General features: G+C 42.1%; 21 protein-coding genes. 8 read left to right on the forward strand and 13 right to left on the reverse strand.

Translation table 11 applies throughout. The features are described 5' to 3' along the window. Positions 1-96: 96 nt before the first annotated feature. The 6 genes from H7T92_RS08880 to H7T92_RS08905 form a co-directional block, all read right to left on the reverse strand. A complete protein-coding gene (locus tag H7T92_RS08880; RefSeq protein WP_024055729.1) occupies positions 97-744 on the reverse strand; it encodes a redox-sensing transcriptional repressor Rex in 648 nt (215 codons plus the stop codon). 129 nt (positions 745-873) lie between these two features. Further along, a complete protein-coding gene (locus tag H7T92_RS08885) occupies positions 874-1,089 on the reverse strand; it encodes a DUF4649 family protein (protein WP_049490891.1) in 216 nt (71 codons plus the stop codon). Between the two features lies 1 nt (position 1,090). Beyond that, positions 1,091-1,438 carry a DUF1831 domain-containing protein gene (locus H7T92_RS08890; RefSeq protein ID WP_009730974.1) on the reverse strand — a complete coding sequence of 116 codons (348 nt, stop codon included), beginning with the start codon at positions 1,436-1,438 and terminating at the stop codon, positions 1,091-1,093. Between the two features lie 9 nt (positions 1,439-1,447). Then, complete coding sequence (locus H7T92_RS08895) at positions 1,448-2,560, reverse strand: cysteine desulfurase family protein (protein WP_201037588.1); 1,113 nt, start codon at positions 2,558-2,560, stop codon at positions 1,448-1,450. A 9-nt stretch (positions 2,561-2,569) separates the two neighbouring features. After that, entirely contained in the window at positions 2,570-3,526 is a 957-nt protein-coding gene (locus tag H7T92_RS08900) for a ribose-phosphate diphosphokinase (RefSeq protein ID WP_070661397.1), read from the reverse strand. Positions 3,527-3,598: 72 nt separating this feature from the next. Continuing rightward, positions 3,599-4,156 carry a CYTH domain-containing protein gene (locus tag H7T92_RS08905; protein ID WP_201037589.1) on the reverse strand — a complete coding sequence of 186 codons (558 nt, stop codon included), beginning with the start codon at positions 4,154-4,156 and terminating at the stop codon, positions 3,599-3,601. Positions 4,157-4,251: 95 nt separating this feature from the next. On the opposite strand from H7T92_RS08905, the gene H7T92_RS08910 reads away from it, so the two are divergent. The 5 genes from H7T92_RS08910 to mutY all read left to right on the forward strand — a co-directional run bounded on the left by H7T92_RS08910 (position 4,252) and on the right by mutY (position 8,858). Beyond that, positions 4,252-4,923 carry a GTP diphosphokinase gene (locus tag H7T92_RS08910; RefSeq protein WP_023918039.1) on the forward strand — a complete coding sequence of 224 codons (672 nt, stop codon included), beginning with the start codon at positions 4,252-4,254 and terminating at the stop codon, positions 4,921-4,923. Continuing rightward, complete coding sequence (locus H7T92_RS08915; protein WP_282188909.1) at positions 4,907-5,725, forward strand: NAD kinase; 819 nt, start codon at positions 4,907-4,909, stop codon at positions 5,723-5,725. Before H7T92_RS08910 ends, H7T92_RS08915 begins: the two co-directional genes overlap by 17 nt. Next, complete coding sequence (locus H7T92_RS08920; protein ID WP_201037590.1) at positions 5,722-6,615, forward strand: RluA family pseudouridine synthase; 894 nt, start codon at positions 5,722-5,724, stop codon at positions 6,613-6,615. Before H7T92_RS08915 ends, H7T92_RS08920 begins: the two co-directional genes overlap by 4 nt. Before the next feature lie 21 nt (positions 6,616-6,636). Further along, the gene (pta, locus tag H7T92_RS08925) at positions 6,637-7,611 is read left to right on the forward strand and encodes a phosphate acetyltransferase (RefSeq protein ID WP_021153149.1); all 975 of its coding nucleotides are present in this window, start codon (positions 6,637-6,639) and stop codon (positions 7,609-7,611) included. Positions 7,612-7,703: 92 nt separating this feature from the next. Beyond that, on the forward strand, positions 7,704-8,858 hold the full coding sequence (mutY, locus tag H7T92_RS08930) for an A/G-specific adenine glycosylase (RefSeq protein WP_201037591.1): 1,155 nt from the start codon (positions 7,704-7,706) through the stop codon (positions 8,856-8,858). A 179-nt stretch (positions 8,859-9,037) separates the two neighbouring features. Here mutY and H7T92_RS08935 read toward each other — a convergent pair whose 3' ends face one another. The 5 genes from H7T92_RS08935 to H7T92_RS08955 form a co-directional block, all read right to left on the reverse strand. After that, on the reverse strand, positions 9,038-9,385 hold the full coding sequence (locus tag H7T92_RS08935; protein ID WP_003011784.1) for a thioredoxin domain-containing protein: 348 nt from the start codon (positions 9,383-9,385) through the stop codon (positions 9,038-9,040). A gap of 107 nt (positions 9,386-9,492) precedes the next feature. After that, the gene (locus tag H7T92_RS08940) at positions 9,493-11,208 is read right to left on the reverse strand and encodes a phospho-sugar mutase (protein WP_003007201.1); all 1,716 of its coding nucleotides are present in this window, start codon (positions 11,206-11,208) and stop codon (positions 9,493-9,495) included. A 150-nt stretch (positions 11,209-11,358) separates the two neighbouring features. Further along, positions 11,359-11,919 carry an ECF transporter S component gene (locus tag H7T92_RS08945; RefSeq protein WP_150906024.1) on the reverse strand — a complete coding sequence of 187 codons (561 nt, stop codon included), beginning with the start codon at positions 11,917-11,919 and terminating at the stop codon, positions 11,359-11,361. Next, positions 11,916-12,455, reverse strand: a complete 540-nt coding sequence (coaC, locus tag H7T92_RS08950) for a phosphopantothenoylcysteine decarboxylase (protein ID WP_201037592.1) — start codon at positions 12,453-12,455, stop codon at positions 11,916-11,918. Before coaC ends, H7T92_RS08945 begins: the two co-directional genes overlap by 4 nt. Before the next feature lie 10 nt (positions 12,456-12,465). Then, positions 12,466-13,143, reverse strand: a complete 678-nt coding sequence (locus H7T92_RS08955) for a phosphopantothenate--cysteine ligase (protein ID WP_201037593.1) — start codon at positions 13,141-13,143, stop codon at positions 12,466-12,468. Between the two features lie 175 nt (positions 13,144-13,318). On the opposite strand from H7T92_RS08955, the gene H7T92_RS08960 reads away from it, so the two are divergent. After that, on the forward strand, positions 13,319-14,989 hold the full coding sequence (locus H7T92_RS08960; RefSeq protein WP_201037594.1) for a formate--tetrahydrofolate ligase: 1,671 nt from the start codon (positions 13,319-13,321) through the stop codon (positions 14,987-14,989). A 47-nt stretch (positions 14,990-15,036) separates the two neighbouring features. Here the strand turns inward: H7T92_RS08960 and H7T92_RS08965 are convergent, their stop codons facing one another. Continuing rightward, positions 15,037-16,398 (reverse strand): MATE family efflux transporter, encoded by a 1,362-nt coding sequence (locus tag H7T92_RS08965; protein WP_070674058.1) that lies wholly within the window; start codon positions 16,396-16,398, stop codon positions 15,037-15,039. 95 nt (positions 16,399-16,493) lie between these two features. Here H7T92_RS08965 and H7T92_RS08970 point away from each other — a divergent pair, with 95 nt between their 5' ends. Beyond that, on the forward strand, positions 16,494-17,048 hold the full coding sequence (locus H7T92_RS08970; protein ID WP_155199573.1) for a GNAT family N-acetyltransferase: 555 nt from the start codon (positions 16,494-16,496) through the stop codon (positions 17,046-17,048). A gap of 257 nt (positions 17,049-17,305) precedes the next feature. Here the strand turns inward: H7T92_RS08970 and H7T92_RS08975 are convergent, their stop codons facing one another. After that, positions 17,306-18,334: a YdcF family protein gene (locus tag H7T92_RS08975; RefSeq protein WP_155199574.1), complete on the reverse strand. Its 1,029-nt coding sequence runs from the start codon at positions 18,332-18,334 to the stop codon at positions 17,306-17,308. A gap of 134 nt (positions 18,335-18,468) precedes the next feature. Here H7T92_RS08975 and brnQ point away from each other — a divergent pair, with 134 nt between their 5' ends. After that, positions 18,469-19,785: a branched-chain amino acid transport system II carrier protein gene (brnQ, locus tag H7T92_RS08980; protein WP_201037595.1), complete on the forward strand. Its 1,317-nt coding sequence runs from the start codon at positions 18,469-18,471 to the stop codon at positions 19,783-19,785. The last annotated feature ends 27 nt before the right edge of the window (positions 19,786-19,812 follow it).

The following is a 19,812-nucleotide window of genomic DNA, read 5'->3' on the forward strand; positions in this document are numbered from 1 at the left end:
AGCCCACTCAACCACTGCGTCTTGCTCGACAATCCAAAAATAATTGAGAGGCTAGGACTTTTGTCCCAGCCTCTTTTCTTGTTAATGTATAAGTCTTTATTCTTCGTTTTTTCGCATGAAATAAAGGAGTGTTTGCAATTCACTGGTGAGATCGACATATTGGACGACGACATCTTTAGGGACTGTCAGATGCACTGGTGAGAAGCTGAGGATTCCCTTGACACCAGCGTCTACTAAAAGGCTAGCCACTTCTTGAGCCTTGACGCTTGGAACAGTTAGGATGGCTGTTTGAATGCCTTCTTGTTTGAGCTTTTCTTTAATAGAGGAAATACCGTAAATAGGAATTCCATCCTTACTTTTGGTATTGATCAGTTCGTGATCGTCTAGATCAAATGCCATGACAATTTTCATCTTATTGCGTTCGTGGAAGCGATAGTTGAGAAGCGCACTTCCCATATTTCCGATCCCCACAATAGCGACATTGGTAATGGCATTATCATTTAAGAGATCGGCAAAGAAGTTCATCAGTTTTTTTACGTCATAACCAAATCCCCGTCTTCCTAATTCACCAAAATAAGAAAAATCTCGGCGAACGGTAGCAGAGTCAATCCCAATTGCATCAGCAATTTGCTTGGAATTGGCGCGCTCTATTTTTTCAGAGTTAAAGCGTTTAAAAATGCGGTAGTAGAGCGATAAGCGTTTTGCTGTTGCGCGTGGAATTGGAGTATTTTTATCATGTTTCACAATATCACAACCTTTCCCTCTTATTGTATAGGAAGATTGTGAAAAAATCAACTATCTAGAGTGGTTTTTCAAAAATATTTTTGTCTAAAGAAAAAGCTGATGGCGATGGAGAGTTCCATCAGCATCAGCTTAGTTTTCAGCTTGTTCTACCTTTTTCAAAAAGGCATAGAGTCCATCGACTCGTCCTGTATAGGGGAGCTTTTCCCCCTTGTATTCAATGGATACGATTGAGTAAGAGTCAGGCAAGGTTACACAGCCTGAAAAAGCTAGGATACAGGCTGCAAGGTCAGGATAAGTAGTCGTTCGTTCTACTTGGTAAGCATCGATATAAGTTAGGGTTACCATATTAGGCCTCTGTTTTGTTGAAAATTTCTCTTTCGACAAGACTATCCATTAAGAAATAGAATTTTTGTTGGATAATGTCATTTTCTGGATTTTTAAAGATATTAACCAGGCGAAGCCCAGACTTGTCTGTAATATTGATCTTAAAACCTGTCAAATCTTTATTAAAAATGATTTTAAGTAGGAAGCCTTCGCCGCTATTTGGAACGGCCTCGAGCAAACGATTTAACTCGTAATTTCCAACTTTTGTAACAGCAAATGTATTGTCACGTAAGGTATATTTTTTAACATTTGGGTGTAGACTATAGGTATATTTGCAGTCTTTCAATGAAACACTTGTTTCAAAAGCCATATTGTTCTCCTATGATAAAATTTCTTTAAGTTTTGAGAGGAAGTCTTGAACCTCCTCTACGCTATTGAGTTCTGAAAAACTAATTCGAAGGGATTCTTTTAGGCGTGAGCTATCTTTTCCATAGAGCGCCTCAAGGACATGGCTGGGTTGAACTGTACCAGCGGTACAAGCAGAACCTGTAGAGACAGAAATTCCAGCAAGATCGAGTCGCATCAATAAGACATCATTTTGGACACTCGGAAAGCCAAGGTTCCAAACAAATGGAAGATGATCGTCATTCGCATTTACGTAGTAGTCGTAGGCTGCTAAACCATTGACTAGTTCTTGGCCGAGTTTTTGAACCTGGTTGAAATTTTCTACTTGATGTAGTGTAGCTTGCTGAAGCGCAGTTGCCATCCCGACAATAGAAATGAGATTTTCCGTGCTGGCTCTCATCTTACTTTCCTGATCACCACCATGGATGAGATTATCAAAATCTGGGACGGCTGCATAAAGGAAACCGACTCCCTTGGGGCCATGGAATTTGTGGGCAGAAGCACTGAGAAAATCAATCCCTAACTCTTCGGGATAGACCGGGACTTTCCCAATTGCTTGGACAGCATCAACATGAAAGGCAGCGGGATGATTTTTTAAGAGTTCTCCGATTTCTTTAATCGGTAGAAGATCTCCAGTCTCGTTATTGGCAAACATGGTAGAGACAAGAATGGTATCCGGTCTAAGAGCTGCCTTGATATCACTAGCCTGAATACGCCCTTCTCTTGGTGGCACGATCGTGACTTCAAATCCGAAACGTTCTACAAGGTATTCAATGGGTTCGAGAACAGCATGGTGTTCCAAAGCGGTAGTAATGATGTGTTTGCCATCTGCCTGGTGTTTCAAGCAGTAGCCTTTTATCACAGTATTATTACTTTCTGATCCACCTGAAGTGAAGAAAACACGATTTGGAAGAGTATGGAGAGACTGAGCAATCTGCTCGCGAGATTCTCGGAGGAGTTTACTAGCCATCCGTCCATGAGCATGAAGACTCGATGGATTTCCAAAAGTGGTCTTCATAGTTGCAGACATTTTATCAATGACTTCAGGTAGAAGGGGAGTTGTTGCGGCATTATCAAAATATATCACATTAAGACCTTATTTCTTGTGGTAGGCAAATAGAGGACTAACAGGTTTTCTTTCTTGAATGCGAACAATAGCTTCAGCGATCAGTTCGCTAGCTGTCAGATAGTTAATATTTTTTGGTGTTGGTCCTTTTGGAGCAACAGAATCGGTTACCAAGATTTCTTTGATCGGAGCTTGGTCTAATAATTCAACAGCGCCTTTTACAAATAAACCATGGCTTGAAACAGCATAAATTTCAGTAGCACCTTCGCGTTCGACGATTTTCGCAGCTTCTGAGAATGTCTTCCCAGTATTGAGGATATCGTCAATCAAGATTGCTTTCTTATCTTTGACATCCCCGATAATATAGCCATAATCACGGTTTGCATCATCTTGTTCGTAATCGATGATCGCAATCGGTGCATCAAGATATTCCGCTAAACTACGAGCCCGTTTGACACCTGAGTTTTTAGGACTGACGACTACAACATCAGGACCAGTTAGACCTTTGTTGATGTAGTGCTCTGCAAAAAGTGGAATGGTAAAGAGGTTATCCACGGCAATATCGAAGAAACCTTGGACCTGAACAGCGTGGAGATCCAGTGTGACGACGCGATCCACCCCAGCTTTGACCAACATGTTTGCGACAAGCTTAGCAGTAATTGGTTCGCGAGGAGCAGCAGTCCGGTCTTGGCGGGCATAACCGAAGTAAGGCATGACCACATTGACAGTATTTGCGCTGGCCCGTTGGCAAGCATCCACCATAATTAAGAGTTCCATCAAGTGATTGTTGACAGGGAAACTGGTTGATTGAATGATATAAATATCATATCCACGAACACTTTCCTCAATATTGACTTGGATTTCACCATCTGAGAATTGACGGGATGAAATTTTCCCAAGTGGAACCCCAGCATGATCCGCGATTTTTTGCGCAATCTCTGGATTTGAATTGAGAGAGAAGAGCTTCATATTTTTTTTATCTGACATGTGATTCCAACCTCATTTAGATTTTTGATCTTAGCACTATTTTAGCAAAAATTTGCGATAATTTCAGCTATTTTACAATCTTTCCGCCAATCTGGCGATTTTATTTTTTGCAGCTTTGTAGACGATTCCATGGTCTGTCATGAACTGATGGAAATTTTCTTCCTGCTCAGCGGTTTCGACCTCGATTTCTAATTCATAATCTTCAGTGTCTAGATAGAGACTGTGGTCTAGTGCCACCAATCCTGCAGCTGTTTCTTTTTCGAATCGTTCTGTTGTAAGGCTTCCCCAGACAGCGAGTTGCTCAACAGAGATTTCTTTAGAGATTAAGAGGTTTTTGATTTCTCCGTCAGGAAACTGTTGGTGTTGAAGGATCGCCTCGGTTTCTTCTGGGCTGAGGTTTTGATTGTACTCGAAATGGCCAACTGCCTCAGGGACTTTGAGAGTCAACTCAGCTTGATCTGTGAAAGTACGCACCCGCAAGGCCATTTTTTCCTTACGGATGAGCTGGTCGGGGGTATCGATATAGTGATTGGTTTGGACAACCAATTCTGTATCATCAAAAAGTGGAAGGAGGGATTGGTATTCCTCCTTGTCTAGCAAGGTTTTGTATTCAATTTCTAAATGGTTCATTTTGTAGTCCTTTGCTTTTTTTCGAAAGCGATTCATGATATAATAAGAGATGTGTTTATTGTATACAAAAATGGTTCAGATTACAAGGTGGTAGGATGGCAATTGATTGGGAAAACTTCTTAGATCCGTATATCCAAGCAGTTGGGGAATTAAAAATCAAACTGCGTGGGATTCGTAAGCAATATCGTAAGCAGCAAAAGCATTCTCCAATTGAGTTTGTCACAGGTCGGGTCAAGCCGATTGAGAGCATCCGTGAAAAGATGATCCGAAGAAATATTTCTGAAGAAAATCTGGCTCAGGATATGCAAGATATTGCTGGTCTTCGTATCATGGTTCAGTTTGTGGATGACGTCGAAGAGATCCTAGAGGTTCTGAGACAACGGCAAGATATGCGCGTGGTCCAAGAGCGAGATTACATCCGCCACAAGAAATCAAGTGGCTACCGGAGTTACCACGTCGTGGTTGAGTATCCGGTCGATACCATTGATGGAAATGAAACGATCTTAGCAGAGATTCAAATTCGGACCTTGTCCATGAATTTTTGGGCAACCATTGAACACTCGCTCAATTATAAATATAAAGGAGACTTTCCAGACGAGATCAAAAAACGCTTAGAGACGACAGCAAACCTAGCCTATCTCTTGGATGAAGAGATGGGAGCAATTCGGGATGCGATTCAGGAGGCTCAAGCCCTGTTTGATCCACTTCATCGTAAGTTAAATGATGGCGTTGGAAATAGTGATGACACAGATGAAGACTACAGGTAAAAAAGTATCCATTATTCGCAATCGCAAGCGTCAAAGTGAAGAGGTTTTTCAGCAGTTGCGCTACAAGCTTCGGAAAAATAATTTTATTTTGACGGAGAAGCACCCGGATATTGTGATTTCAATTGGTGGTGATGGGATGTTGTTATCAGCCTTTCACAAGTATGAACACCAGTTGGATCGGGTGCGATTTGTTGGCGTCCATACCGGACACTTAGGATTCTATACGGATTACTTAGACAGTGAAATCGATAAGCTGGTTGAGAACTTAAAATATGATACAGGCGCTAAGGTTTCCTACCCTATTTTGAATGTCAAGATTACTTTTGAAAATGGGGAAACCCGTACTATGAGAGCGTTGAACGAAGCAACGATTAAGAGAAGCGACCGGACTATGGTTGCCGATCTTACGATTAATGGAGTGGATTTTGAGCGCTTCAGAGGAGACGGGATTACCGTTTCGACTCCGACAGGAAGCACAGCTTACAACAAATCCTTGGGAGGAGCCGTTCTTCACCCGACTATTGAGGCGCTACAGATCGCTGAGATCGCCAGTCTCAACAACCGTGTTTATCGTACCTTGGGTTCTTCTGTCATTGTCCCTAAAAAGGATAAGATTGAGATTACACCGACGAGACCTGGCTTCCACATTATCTCTGTTGATAATTCAACCTATTCTTACCGCAATATTGCAAAGGTAGAATATCAGATTGACAACCATAAGATTAATTTTGTGGCAAGTTCCAGTCACACCAGCTTCTGGAATCGGGTCAAGGATGCCTTTATCGGAGATGATAGAGAATGAGATTTGAATTCATTGTCGATGAGCATGTCAAGGTTAAGACCTTCCTGAAAAAGCATGAGGTTTCTAAGGGCCTATTAGCAAAGATTAAGTTTCGTGGTGGCCAGATCCTTGTCAATGGGCGTCCGGAGAATGCGATTTATTTGTTGGATATTGGAGATCACTTGGTCATTGATATTCCAGCAGAAGAAGGGTTTGAAACCCTAAAACCCATGGATCGGCCTTTGGATATTTTGTTTGAAGATGATCATTTTTTGGTCTTAAACAAACCCTTTGGGATTGCTTCTATTCCAAGTGCGATTCATTCCAATACCTTAGCAAATTTTGTAAAAGGCTATTATGTGAAACAAGGCTACGAGAATCAGCAGGTTCACATTGTCACTCGCCTGGACAAGGACACTAGTGGTGTTATGCTCTTTGCCAAACATGGTTATGCTCATGCTCGATTAGATAAGCAATTGCAGTCTAAAACGATTCAAAAACGCTATTATGCCTTGGTCAAGGGATCTGGGAAGCTTGATCCTGTCGGAGAGATTATTGCTCCGATTGCGCGTGATGAAGAGTCAATTATCACCCGAAAGGTAGCTAAAGGCGGCAAGTATGCTCATACTAGTTACCAGGTTGTTCAATCTTTTGGTGATATTCACCTAGTGGATATTCAGTTACACACAGGTCGGACTCATCAGATCCGAGTTCATTTTTCCCATATTGGTTTTCCGCTCTTGGGAGATGATCTTTATGGCGGCAGTTTAGAAGACGGCATTGAGCGCCAAGCCCTTCATTGTCATCGCCTATCCTATTATCATCCATTTCTAGAGGAAGAGTTGGTCATAGAAAGTCCACTGCCTCCAGATTTCCAAGCTGTATTAACACAGCTTCAAACTAGTTATTAATTATTAAAAGGAGTAAAACTCATGGAAGTTTTCGAAAATCTCAAAGCCAACCTCGTTGGTAAGAATGCACGTATTGTATTACCAGAAGGTGAGGAACCTCGTATCCTCCAAGCGACAAAACGCATTGTGAACGAGACAGAAGTAACCCCTGTCTTGCTTGGTAATCCGGATAAAATTCGGATTTATCTTGAAATCGAAGGGGTTTTGGATGGATATGAAGTCATCGATCCTCATTCTTATCCAGGTTTTGAAGAAATGGTAGCTTCCTTGGTAGAACGTCGTAAGGGCAAAATGACAGAAGAAGAAGCGCGTCAAGTCTTGAAAGACGACGTTAACTATTTTGGTGTCATGTTGGTACACATGGGAATTGTTGATGGGATGGTTTCTGGTGCGATTCACTCAACAGCCGCAACTGTTCGTCCGGCCTTGCAAATTATCAAAACTCGTCCAAATGTAAAACGTACTTCAGGGGCTTTCCTTATGGTTCGTGGATCTGAACGCTACTTGTTTGGGGACTGTGCCATCAACATCAATCCAGATGCTGAAGGATTAGCCGAAATTGCCATCAACTCAGCTATCACAGCCAAGATGTTTGGAATTGATCCAAAAATTGCTATGTTGAGCTATTCAACAAAAGGATCTGGTTTCGGTGAAAGTGTTGATAAGGTTGTCGAAGCGACTAAGCTTGCCCATGAACTTCGTCCAGACCTTGAAATTGACGGGGAATTGCAATTTGACGCAGCCTTTGTCCCTGCAACTGCAGCCTTGAAGGCTCCAGGAAGCAAGGTGGCAGGTCAAGCCAATGTCTTTATCTTCCCTGGTATTGAGGCAGGTAACATTGGGTACAAGATGGCAGAACGCCTTGGTGGCTTTGCAGCGGTAGGTCCAGTATTGCAAGGGTTGAACAAACCAGTCAATGACCTCTCTCGTGGATGTAATGCAGATGACGTCTATAAATTAACCTTGATTACGGCTGCTCAAGCTGTGGAGCAATAAGAATGATTGAAAGGCTCAGGATGATCTTGAGCCTTTTTCTTTATAAAATCAGAATTTCTAAACTATAACTCATTCTATGGTATACTAGGAATATGTTAGATTTAAAAGATTACGGGATTATCATGTGGGAGGAGGAAAAAATTGCTTCCTTCCGAGAAAAGTTATTAGCCTGGTATGATGCCAATAAACGGGATCTCCCCTGGAGAAGAACTCAGGATCCTTATAAAATTTGGATCTCAGAGATTATGCTCCAACAGACACGTGTCGATACGGTGATTCCCTATTATGAGCGCTTTCTTGACTGGTTTCCGACTATCGAGGATCTGGCCAATGCGCAAGAAGAAAAGCTCTTGAAAGCCTGGGAGGGATTGGGCTATTACTCACGAGTTCGGAACATGCAGAAAGCTGCCCAGCAGATGATGGAGAACCACGGAGGAGTGTTTCCATCAAGTTATGAGGAAATATCTAAACTGAAGGGAATTGGGCCTTATACTGCTGGTGCCATTGCGAGTATTGCCTTTGGCCTGCCGGAGCCCGCTGTGGATGGTAATGTCATGAGAGTACTGGCTCGCTTGTTTGAGGTGGACTACGATATCGGAGTCCCGACCAATCGCAAGATTTTCCAAGCCATGATGGAAATCTTGATTGATCCAGATCGACCTGGTGATTTCAATCAAGCCTTGATGGATTTGGGATCAGATATTGAGTCCCCAATCAACCCACGGCCAGAAGAGAGTCCTGTCAAGGAGTTTAGTGCGACCTACCAGCATGGGACCATGGATCGTTATCCCATCAAGGCACCAAAGAAGAAACCAGTGCCAGTCTATCTAACAGCCTTTATTATAATGGATAACCAAGGACGTTACTTGCTGGAGAAAAATGAGCGAGAAGGACTATTGTCAGGCTTTTGGCATTTTCCTTTGATTGAAGTGGATAGCCTATCAGAGAACCAGGGGCAGTTGTCACTACTGGATGGGCAGAGGCATGCAGTAGACAACCCAGAAATTCTTTCCTTTGAACAGGACTATGACTTGGCCATTGATTGGCAGGACAGATCTTATCCTATCGTCCAGCATGTCTTTTCGCATCGTAAGTGGCAGGTTCAACTTCGTTACGGTCTGGTAAAAGAAGGAGAACAAGAATCAAGTGAATCGACTGTTTGGTTAACACCAGAAGAATTTTCAGGTTATCCTTTTGCTAAATCCCAGCAAAAGATTTGGACGACGTTTACGGAAAACGAAAAATGAGAGTGGGACAGAAATCGGTAATTCGTTAGAATTCGATTTCGTCGTCCCACCTCCGCACAGTTGAGTAGGGCTGTAAAAGCTGATGAAATCAGCGTAGTAGAGCCCACTCAACCACTGCGTCTTGCTCGACAATCCAAAGACAATTGAGAGGCTAGGACTTTTGTCCCAGCCTCATTTTTTTATAGATGAGCGAATGCTTTGATTTCTTCTTCAGACATGGAAGAGTCGCAACGAACTGTGACTTCGCCGGATTCAACATGTAAAAATCCAGGGACAGTTGGAATACCGTAAGTTGAGCGGAAGGCTTGTAAAGCATCAAGTTGACTTGGTTCTTCACTATTAATGAAGTAGATATGAGCTTTTGTTTCAGCTACGACAGTTGCTAATTTAGCAGCGAACTTCCGGCAGTAAGGACAAGTCTTGCGTCCGATAAAGAAGGTTGCTGTTTCTTTTTGATCGATCGCTTCTTGCGCACGCGCGACAGTTGTGACTTCAAGATCTTTAATATCTTCTAAAAATTGTTCCATGAGATTACCTCGCTTTCTTTTAAATCTAGTATGCCATATTTTCTAAAAAATCGCTGGTATTTGCTACGAAAGAAAGAGAAAAGCTCCGATGAGGAGCTTTTCATGTTTTAGCCTACAAAAGCATTGATTTCTGCTTCGATGTTCGCAATTTTTTCTTTGGCATCTGCTTCAGATTCACCAACTGTAGCGATGTAGAATTTGATTTTTGGTTCTGTACCTGAAGGACGAACGGCAAACCATGAATCATCAGCCAAGATGTATTTAAGCACGTTGCTTGGAGGAGTTGTCAATTTTTCAACGCCGTCAGCAGTAGTAGCTGTTTGTTCCAAGAAGTCTTCTGTCTTAGCAATGTCTGTATTGTTAAATTGTTTAGGAGCATTGCCACGGAATTTATCCATGATTTTCTTGATTTCAGCAGCTCCATCCACACCTGAAAGGGTAACAGAGATAGTTTTTTCTGCGAAGTAACCATATTGTTTGTAGATTTCTTCGATACCATCTGCCAAAGTCATACCACGTGAGCGGTAGTAAGCTGCGATTTCAGCAACGATAAGAACGGCTTGGATAGCATCTTTGTCACGTACGAATGGTTTGATGAGGTAACCGAAGCTTTCTTCGAAACCAAGCATGTAAGTGTGGTTGTGTTGTGTTTCAAATTCATGAATTTTTTCACCGATAAATTTGAAACCAGTCAAGACGTTAAACATTGTTGCGCCGTAGCTTTCTGCAATCTTAGTCACCAACTCAGTTGATACGATTGATTTACAGAGGGCAGCATTGGCAGGAAGGGTACCAGCTGTTTTGTGAGCTTCAAGAATGTATTTAGCAATGATCGCTCCGATTTGGTTACCAGAAAGGTTGAGGTAAGAACCATCTGGTTGGCGGATTTCAACACCAAGGCGGTCAGCATCTGGGTCAGTTGCAACCAATACATCAGCGTCTACTTTGCGGCCAAGTTCTTCAGCAAGAGCAAAGGCAGCTTGGTTTTCAGGGTTTGGAGATTTAACAGTTGAGAAGTCAGCGTCTGGAACAGCTTGAGCTTCAACAACTTGAACAGCTTCAAATCCAGCTTGGGCAAGAGCACGACGAGCCAACATTTCACCAGTACCATGAAGTGGAGTGTAGACAATCTTCATGTCGCGACCGTATTCATTGATCAAGTCTTGGTTGATGTTAACGCCTTTCACTTCTTTCAAGTATTCAGCGTCGACGTTTTCACCGATAACTTCAATCAAGCCATTAGCTTTGCTTTCTTCAAGGTCAGCTAATTGTACAGTGAATGGATTTTCGATCGCACGGATGTAATCTGTCAATGCATCTGCATCTGCTGGAGGCATTTGTCCACCGTCTTCACCATATACTTTGTATCCGTTAAATGGAGCAGGGTTGTGGCTAGCGGTTACCATGATTCCAGCAAAAGTGTGAAGATGACGAACGGCAAATGACAATTCCGGTGTTGGACGTAGGCTTTCAAATACATACGATTTGATCCCATGTGCAGCCAAAACTTGAGCAGATTCAAAAGCAAACTCAGGAGAGAAGTGACGGCTGTCGTAGGCGATCGCAACACCGCGTTTCTTCGCTTCCTCACCTTTTGAGTCGATTAATTGGGCCAACCCTTCAGTTGCTTGGCGAACAACATAGATATTAATACGGTTAGTACCAGCACCGATTAATCCACGCATACCAGCTGTACCGAATTCAAGGTTGGTATAGAAGGCATCTTCTTTTGTTTTTTCATCCATTGCGACCAACTCATCACGAAGGTAAGCTGGTAATTCAGCAAAGTCGAGCCATTTTTGGTAGTTTTCTTGATAGGTCATGAAAGCGTCTCCTTTTTGCTTATAATTTAATCGCTTACATTATAGCAAATTTTTTCAGAAAACTCTAGCGATAATTGTAAATCTTTTCAAAAAAATAGAGCTAATTCACCATCAAAAAAAGCCAAGATAAATTGGTCTTGGCTTGAAAGGTTATTTTAATTTTTCAAGAGATGGAACGACTGCACTGGTAATGAGTACTGTCGCAATGACTTCGATGAGAGAGTTGGTAGATACAATCAAGGCTAGGAAATGTTGAATCCCACCACCGAAGCTATTTCCAAAGAAGAAATAAATCCCACTTAGAACGAAAATAGTATTGGTCATAGAGCCGACAATTCCAGCGATCACAAGTCCTGTACGATTGCGAATCCAACGATAGACGAAGTAAGGGGTTACCCCGATGAGAATCCGAGGGACTATGGCAATGATAAGGGAGTAGAGATTCCCGTGAGGAACAAAGGGACTAAAGAGATAGCTGGCTGGTGTTATAATCAGGGTATTCATGGTGAGGCTAAAGAGTCCCATGAGGAGTCCTAAGATAGCTCCAATCCGTGGACCGTATATGATAGAGGCGATCACGACAGGAATATGAACCAAGGTTGGTTGAATTCCTGATGGAACAAATTGCAGAATGAAAGATGTCACAAAGTGAATGGTAATCATCACTGCAAAAAAGATGGCAATTCGTGAAATAGAAGATGACTTTCTCATAAACAATTCTCCTTAACAGCTTCAACAATAGATTCTACAGTCGCTAGAGCTCCAGAACCTTTGTCCCCGCAAGCAAGAATAGCATCACGAGGTTGGATAATCTGGTAACCATAGTCTTGTAAGAGTTTTAGATTTCGTTGGGTAGCGGGATGTTCTAACATTTTTGTATTCATAGCAGGGGCCAGTAATTTTTTAGTCCTTTGAGGCAAGGCTAGAGCTGTGCTTGTCACCATATTATCTGCCAGTCCAATAGCCAATTTAGCAATGGTATTGGCACTGGCTGGCGCTACAAGAAAGAGGTCAGTTTCTTTCCCAAGGTCGATGTGCTCGATCCGCTGTGGATCGTCTTCCATCATAACATCTAGCCCGACTTGATTCTTTGAAAGAACTTGCAAGGTTAAAGGGGTGATAAATTTTTGGGCTGAAGGAGTCATGAGGACTTTCACTTCAAAGCCCAATTTGGTTAGTTGGCTGGTAATATCAGCAGCTTTATAGGCGGAAATACTACCGGTAACCGCTAAAGTAATGTGTGTCATATGTTCCTTTTTATTTGATATAACGTAGGATAGCCTCTGCGATTTCTGTTTTCGTAGAAGCTTCTAGGATGTGATCATCTGTCACTAGATAGGCTTGATGCTGACCGTTCTGAATCTTGGTCAGATCATTGGCAACGATCATGCTGGCATGATTTTTAACCAGGCTTTCACGCGCTACCTGGATCAACTCTTCAGAAGAAACGTCGACTAATAGCTTAAAGCCGATTAGTTGAATAGCAGGGTTCCATTCTTTGACAAGCGAGATAATCTTGGGATTTTTCTTTAGAAAGAGTACTTGGTATTCTTCTTTGGAAGAAATTTTCGCTTCCTGATTTTCGCGATGGATAAAGCTATGAAGGTCTTGAGCCTTCTCAACTTCCTCAAGGCCTGTCATGTAAACAGGTGTGTAGTCTGAAACAGCCATAGCGTGAATCAAAACATGATGATGAGGGACTTCCGTTTTCATTTGTGCGACTAGTTCTTCGACATTCTGGATCAATAGAAGACGAAGCTGTGGGTGAGGACCGGGTTTAAGCGCGGTAGGCGTTGTGATCAAGGTCACCTGATGTCCCTTTGCAAGAGCCATTTCTGCAAGAATTTTCCCTAGGCTCCCGGTGGAATGATTGGTGATCGCACGAACGCTATCAATGGCTTCGCTCGTCCCGCCTGATGTAATTAAAATATGCATATGCTTATTTTACACAAAAAAGATACGTAAGTAAAGTTCTGAAGCTATTAGGATTAGCTATGTGTAGCCATAAAATTTAGATAAAAAAAGAACGTTCGATTCAAAAGGTTGAAAAACCATGTTATTTTCGCGAATTTTAGGTATAATAGATCTATCAAATATAAAGGAGTCCCTTATGAAAACAGATATCGAAATTGCTCAAAGCATTGAACTCCAACCGATTGTGGACGTTGTTAAGAAAATTGGTTTGGTAGACGATGATCTTGAATTGTATGGAAAATACAAGGCGAAATTGAGCTTTTATAAGATTCGTGAAGTTGAGAAAAATCCAGTAGGAAAACTTATCTTAGTCACTGCGATCAACCCAACTCCAGCTGGAGAAGGGAAATCAACCATCACCATTGGTCTAGCAGATGCTTTGAATAAAATCGGTAAGAAAACCATGATTGCCATTCGCGAACCTTCTTTAGGTCCGGTTATGGGGATTAAAGGTGGTGCTGCTGGTGGTGGCTATGCCCAAGTTCTACCGATGGAAGACATCAACCTTCATTTCACAGGGGATATGCATGCGATCACAACGGCTAATAACGCCCTCTCAGCATTGATTGACAATCATTTGCACCAAGGAAATGAGCTAGGCATTGACCAACGTCGGATTATCTGGAAACGGGTAGTAGACTTGAATGACCGCGCTCTTCGTCATGTTAGCGTGGGTCTTGGCGGTCCTTTAAATGGGATTCCGCGTGAAGACGGTTTTGATATTACCGTTGCCTCTGAGATCATGGCCATCCTTTGCTTGGCGACAGATATTGAAGACTTGAAACGCCGTTTGGCTAATATTGTGATTGGTTACCGCTATGATCGTAGTCCAGTTTATGTCCGCGATTTGGAAGTTGAAGGCGCACTTGCCTTGATCCTCAAAGATGCGATTAAGCCAAACTTGGTTCAAACCATCTATGGTACACCTGCCTTTGTTCACGGTGGTCCATTTGCCAATATCGCTCATGGATGTAACTCTGTGTTAGCAACGACGACAGCTCTTCATTTAGCCGATTATACGATTACAGAAGCAGGATTTGGTGCTGACCTTGGCGCTGAAAAATTCCTCGATATTAAAACTCCAAACTTGCCTACATCACCAGATGCAGTCGTAATCGTAGCGACTCTCCGTGCTCTTAAGATGAACGGTGGAGTGACCAAGGATGCTTTGACTGAAGAAAATGTAGAGGCTGTTCGTGCTGGTTTTGCCAACTTGAAACGCCACGTTGAAAATATCCGTAAGTTTGGCATTCCTGCAGTGGTTGCTATCAATGAATTTATCACCGATACAGAAGCAGAAATTGCTGCTTTGAAAGAATTGTGTGCTGAAATTGATGTTCCAGTTGAGCTTGCGAGTGTATGGGCGAATGGTGCGGACGGTGGAGTTGACCTTGCTGAAACCTTGGTTAAAACCATCGAAACAAGTCCAGCTAACTACACACGCTTGTATGATAACAACCTTTCTGTTGAAGAAAAAATTGAAAAGATTGTTACAGAGATTTACCGCGGTACGAAGGTGAATTTTGAGAAGAAAGCCAAGACACAAATTGCTCAAATCGTGAAAAATGGATGGGATAAGTTGCCAATCTGTATGGCCAAAACACAATATAGCTTCTCTGATAATCCAAATGCCTTGGGAGCTCCTGAAAACTTTGAAATCACTATCCGTGAAGTGGTTCCAAAATTGGGAGCAGGCTTTATTGTCGCTTTGACTGGGGATGTGATGACCATGCCTGGTTTACCAAAACGTCCAGCTGCTTTGAATATGGATGTAGCTGCTGATGGAACAGCCATCGGTTTGTTCTAATCAGAAAAACAAAAGAACTTCTGCTCATTTGAACAGAAGTTCTTTTGTTATGGACTCGTTGAGGTTGATGATGCAAGAAGCTGATGACTGGCTTTATGATAGGTAAACCATAGTTGAAGGGTCATTGGAACCCAAATCAAGGGTTCGCACAGAATGACTCCTATATAGCCTGTATGGGGAATAATCAAGAGAACAAAGAGAATTTTTCCAGTTAACTCGATAAAGCTAGAAATCAAAGGGGTTAATTTTCGGCCGATGCCTTGAAGGGAATTCCCTAGAATCAAGAGACATCCTAAGACCGGATAGAAGCAGGAGCTGATTTGCAGATAGAGACTGGCATTTGCGATCAAGTTAGGATTGGTGGATCCAGAAATCAGGCTCGTCAAGAAGGGGCTTGTAAAGAAGAGGAGGATGGCAACAAAGACAGACCAAAGGAGGGAGAGGAGACAAGCTTGTTTGACGCCTTGTTGAATCCGTCGGAATTGCTTGGCACCAAAGTTTTGAGAGGTGAACGTTGTCATACTAGAGGAAATAGCAGTCATTGGTAGAAGAGCAAAGGACATGATCCGACGAGCTGAGATTTGGGCACTAATGATGGTCATTCCAAGCTTATTGATAGCCGATTGTAAGATGACGGTTCCGATAGAGACGATCGAAGACATGAGACCCATGGTCAGTCCTTGACTGATCAAGTCCTGATAGAGCCTTTGATCCCACACAAAATCGGTGCGATTTGGCAGGAGAAAAGGTACTTTTTTGCGGATATAAAAGAAACAAAGAAGGGCGGAAAAACTTTGCGCAATAATGGTCGCAACCCCAGCAGATTGGACTCCGAGATGCAGTTGGGTAATAAAATATAGATCGAGAAGAATATTGAGAATAGCAGCGATAATCAGGAAGTAGAGTGCCGCTAAACTATCGCCAACCGCTCTAAGAAGTCCAGCACAAAGATTATAGGCAAAGGTCACAGCCACACCATTGACAATGGTGGAGATATAGAGATAAGATTGAGACACAATAGCTGATGGAGTCCCTAAAAATTGGAGTAGGGGATAAAGCCCCACAGCACCAAAGAAGATCACGAAGAGACTGAGGACGCCGCCAATAACAGCAGTTGCGGCGACTGATTTTCGTAATTGGTCTTCGTTTTTTGCTCCATAATTTCTCGCAATAATGATGCCCATCCCATTTCCAACACCGACAGCAAATCCGACAATCAGATCAAAGATAGCAGAGGTCGCCCCAACGGCTGCCAATGATTTTTGACCTAAAAAACGCCCAACAATCATAACATCCGATATATTGTAGACTTGTTGGAAAATATTGGATAAGAGAATAGGAAAGGCAAAACTCAAAAGAGCTGGTAAAATAGGGCCATCTATGAGATCCACACGTTGAATTTTTTTCATAGTGCCATTATACCAACTTCACAAAACAGGGACAAGCGTCTTTAGTTGAATACCCTTACATTTTTTGGTATAATCAGTGCAGAAATGGAGGCTTTATGCGCTTAACCAGCCAATTAATCACTGAATCGTTCCCTGATCTAGATAAGGTCGAGAGGTTAAATATCGAGGCTTTCCCTGAAGAGGAACGGATTCCTTTATCAGAATACTTACGCTATACGGATAATGACGATGCCAATTTCTTTGCTTTTTATAACGAAGAAGAATTTGTCGGATTTGCTTTCTCTATCTACAATCAGAAAGCTTTTTATGTTAGCTTCTTTGCCATTATGCCCCACCTACGTAGCCACGGTTATGGTCAAGAAATCATTGAAAAATTGGTAGAATTTTACCAAAGAACCATGATTCTTGAAGTGGAACGTTTAGATGAAGAATGTGACAATCTAGAGCAACGTCAGTCTCGGATGGATTTCTATAAGCGAAATGGATTTAAAACTGCCAATGCCTTTTTAGAATACGAAGGACTTAGCTTTGAAATTCTCTATCGGGGTGATCACTTTGACGAAGAGGCTTATCGTGATATTTTCCGTAAACTGCAGGAAGAAAATTATTTCGATTTCCGCATTAAATATAGACGCTTTAGTGACCACTAGACAAGAAAGGGAGTGGGAAAGAACTCCTAGGAATTAAAAAAGGTTGAAAAGGTTCCCCAAACCTTTTCAATTTTCCCACCCCTGCATAGCTTCAACAGTCTGGGAGACTGTTGAAGGTTGCGGATAAAGGAAACGTTGTTTCCCTCATTAGGTCATCTTTGTAGCTTGAAAAGCGAACAAAGATGCCAATCAACCACTGCGTCATATAGTTACTTCTATCAAGCATAGAAGGCTGGACAGTTTTTGCCCAGCCTCTTTTAGTTCAGATATTTAATGAAGAACTCAATCAGTTTCATGATTTGTGTAAAGAACCAAGGCAGAAATAGAAGAGCTAGGAAGGTAACATGCCATTTCCAATAAAGTGAAACCAAGCCAACGGTTTCTCGAATCCAAGCGGATGGGAGATAGTAAAAAGCTGTTCTTGAACCGATACTTCGACCAGGTATTTTCAATCGTCTCATAAAGACACCTGCACGGAGCGCGTGAAAAGAATTGGTTACCACAAGGACTCTCTTGCCAAGACCCTCTTCTTCAAAGATACACTTGCTAAAGGTCAGGTTTTCAAAAGTAGTACGAGAGCGATTCTCGATGAGAATGGCGTCTTCTGGAACCCCGTGTTCTATCAAGTATCCGGCCATAGCTTCCGCCTCAGCGATCAGCTCATCTGACCCTTGACCACCAGAAACAATCAGCTTTGGTCGTCCGTTGAACTGCTCATAAATGGCCTTTCCCTTCTCAAGACGCTGGGCCAAGAGTGGGGGAACCTTGTCTCCGATCAAACCTGAGCCAAGGATGATGATGGCGTCTGGTTCTTTGCGAACCGGAAAGAGATTGCAAAAGGTCCCATAGGATACATAAGAGAGGTAGAGAAAGGTCATGTAAAACAGGGCAAAGTCAGTCAGATAGATGAGGATGTCATTCCCTGGGAAATAGGGTAGAAAATGTAGTGCCAAAGCTCCGATAATAAACAGTCCATAAAGCAGAGAGAGGAGGTTGGCCAGTCTTTTTCCTTCAAAAGCCATCATTTGACGGCCGTTAAAAAGGAGAAAGATAGATGAGAAAATAATGCTGAGAAAAACGAGGATGGAAATCACTACAAAGACAATCATTGCAATTTGTTGATTAAACCATAGCTCAGTTCGAACGACTAGTAGAAATGCAGAAATCAGTAGAAGAAGCCCCAGGTTTATCGAAAAGAGATAAGCATTGAAAAGCCTTCTGCGATCACTCATAAAGAACAATAAAAAAATAAGAGCTGGAAATAACCAGAATAGATATAGATACATTTTTTGCCCCTCGTAAAATCTTATATCCATTGTACCATAATGACTGATAAAAATAGCGGATTGTTCATACAAATAAGTTGCATTCTTCAAATGAATTTGATAAAGTTAAGATTATCGTTTTTTAAGGAGATCGTATGTTACGAAAAGGTTCCCTGACAGGTTTATTACTGTTTGGTATTTTTTTTGGTGCTGGAAACCTGATTTTCCCGCCGACTCTTGGTGCTTTATCGGGTAATCAATTTTGGCCAGCTATTGCTGGGTTTGTCCTTTCAGGAGTGGGAATTGCCATTGTGACCTTGATTATCGGGACACTCAATCCCAAAGGTTATATTGATGAGATTTCTCGTAAGATTTCACCTGTTTTCGCAATTGTATACTTAGTTGCGCTGTATCTTTCGATTGGTCCTTTCTTTGCCATTCCAAGAACGGCGACGGTATCTTTCGAAGTGGGGACAGCCCCCTTATTAGGTGGAATGAATGCCAGTTTAGCACTTTTCATTTTTACCCTGGTCTACTTTTTGCTTGCCTTTCTGATTGCTTTGAATCCATCTAAGATTCTAGATCGAATCGGTCGTATTTTGACCCCGATCTTTGCGATTCTTATTTTGATCTTGGTCGTTCTTGGGGCTCTGAAATACAGTGGACATGTTCCAATGGTGGCCACAAAAGCCTATCAGGCTTCTGCCTTTGGGCAAGGATTTTTAGAGGGCTACAATACCTTGGATGCCTTGGCATCTGTTGCCTTTAGTGTGATCGCAGTGACGACCTTGAATCAACTTGGATTTTCAAGTAAGAAAGAATATATCAAGACTATTTGGTTGGTTGGAATTGTCGTAGCCCTTGGTTTTAGTGTGCTATATATCGGTTTAGGATTTCTGGGGAATCATTTTCCAATTCCGGCTTCTGTTATGGCATCTGATACCAATAAAGGGGTGTATGTATTATCAGAAGCAACCAAAGCGATCTTTGGTCCGACTGCTCAGATTTTCCTAGCAGGAATGGTGACGGTAACTTGCTTTACCACAACCGCTGGTTTAATCGTCTCTACCAGTGAATTCTTCCATAGCACCTTCCCTAAGGTTTCTTACAAGGTCTATGCAACTGTCTTCACTTTGATCGGTTTTGCGATTGCCAACCTTGGCTTGAATGCCATTATTGCCTTTTCATTACCAGTCTTGATGATTCTTTACCCAATCACCATTACCATTGTATTGATTGTGATAGTGAATAAATTTGTGGCTCTTTCAAAACCAGGGATGCAATTGACTATTTTCTTGGCCAGCTTGGTCTCTCTTGCAAGTGTTCTGGCAAGTACCTTTAAAATTTCACTAGTAGAAAAGGGGATTGCTTTGCTTCCATTTGCGGCTCAATCTCTTCCGTGGTTAGTGCCAGTAGTCATCGGGATTCTTTTATCGCTCGTATTACCAAATAAACAAACAGCAGAAGAATAAGTTATATTAGAAACTCTAAAGTTTTGT

The sequence above is a fragment of the Streptococcus parasanguinis genome (assembly GCF_016648855.1).
In the GTDB taxonomy this organism is placed as follows: domain Bacteria; phylum Bacillota; class Bacilli; order Lactobacillales; family Streptococcaceae; genus Streptococcus; species Streptococcus parasanguinis_L.

Bases quoted from the DNA above. Each gene is read 5' to 3' on its own strand.
- H7T92_RS08920 (WP_201037590.1), top strand. From the start codon at position 5,722: ATGAGATTTGAATTCATTGTCGATGAGCATGTCAAGGTTAAGACCTTC.
- H7T92_RS08955 (WP_201037593.1), bottom strand. From the start codon at position 13,143: ATGCATATTTTAATTACATCAGGCGGGACGAGCGAAGCCATTGATAGC.
- H7T92_RS08910 (WP_023918039.1), top strand. From the start codon at position 4,252: ATGGCAATTGATTGGGAAAACTTCTTAGATCCGTATATCCAAGCAGTT.
- H7T92_RS08940 (WP_003007201.1), bottom strand. From the start codon at position 11,208: ATGACCTATCAAGAAAACTACCAAAAATGGCTCGACTTTGCTGAATTA.
- mutY (WP_201037591.1), top strand. From the start codon at position 7,704: ATGTTAGATTTAAAAGATTACGGGATTATCATGTGGGAGGAGGAAAAA.
- H7T92_RS08935 (WP_003011784.1), bottom strand. From the start codon at position 9,385: ATGGAACAATTTTTAGAAGATATTAAAGATCTTGAAGTCACAACTGTC.
- brnQ (WP_201037595.1), top strand. From the start codon at position 18,469: ATGTTACGAAAAGGTTCCCTGACAGGTTTATTACTGTTTGGTATTTTT.
- H7T92_RS08890 (WP_009730974.1), bottom strand. From the start codon at position 1,438: ATGGCTTTTGAAACAAGTGTTTCATTGAAAGACTGCAAATATACCTAT.
- H7T92_RS08885 (WP_049490891.1), bottom strand. From the start codon at position 1,089: ATGGTAACCCTAACTTATATCGATGCTTACCAAGTAGAACGAACGACT.
- pta (WP_021153149.1), top strand. From the start codon at position 6,637: ATGGAAGTTTTCGAAAATCTCAAAGCCAACCTCGTTGGTAAGAATGCA.
- H7T92_RS08975 (WP_155199574.1), bottom strand. From the start codon at position 18,334: ATGTATCTATATCTATTCTGGTTATTTCCAGCTCTTATTTTTTTATTG.
- H7T92_RS08965 (WP_070674058.1), bottom strand. From the start codon at position 16,398: ATGAAAAAAATTCAACGTGTGGATCTCATAGATGGCCCTATTTTACCA.
- H7T92_RS08915 (WP_282188909.1), top strand. From the start codon at position 4,907: ATGAAGACTACAGGTAAAAAAGTATCCATTATTCGCAATCGCAAGCGT.
- coaC (WP_201037592.1), bottom strand. From the start codon at position 12,455: ATGACACACATTACTTTAGCGGTTACCGGTAGTATTTCCGCCTATAAA.
- H7T92_RS08945 (WP_150906024.1), bottom strand. From the start codon at position 11,919: ATGAGAAAGTCATCTTCTATTTCACGAATTGCCATCTTTTTTGCAGTG.
- H7T92_RS08905 (WP_201037589.1), bottom strand. From the start codon at position 4,156: ATGAACCATTTAGAAATTGAATACAAAACCTTGCTAGACAAGGAGGAA.
- H7T92_RS08900 (WP_070661397.1), bottom strand. From the start codon at position 3,526: ATGTCAGATAAAAAAAATATGAAGCTCTTCTCTCTCAATTCAAATCCA.
- H7T92_RS08970 (WP_155199573.1), top strand. From the start codon at position 16,494: ATGCGCTTAACCAGCCAATTAATCACTGAATCGTTCCCTGATCTAGAT.
- H7T92_RS08960 (WP_201037594.1), top strand. From the start codon at position 13,319: ATGAAAACAGATATCGAAATTGCTCAAAGCATTGAACTCCAACCGATT.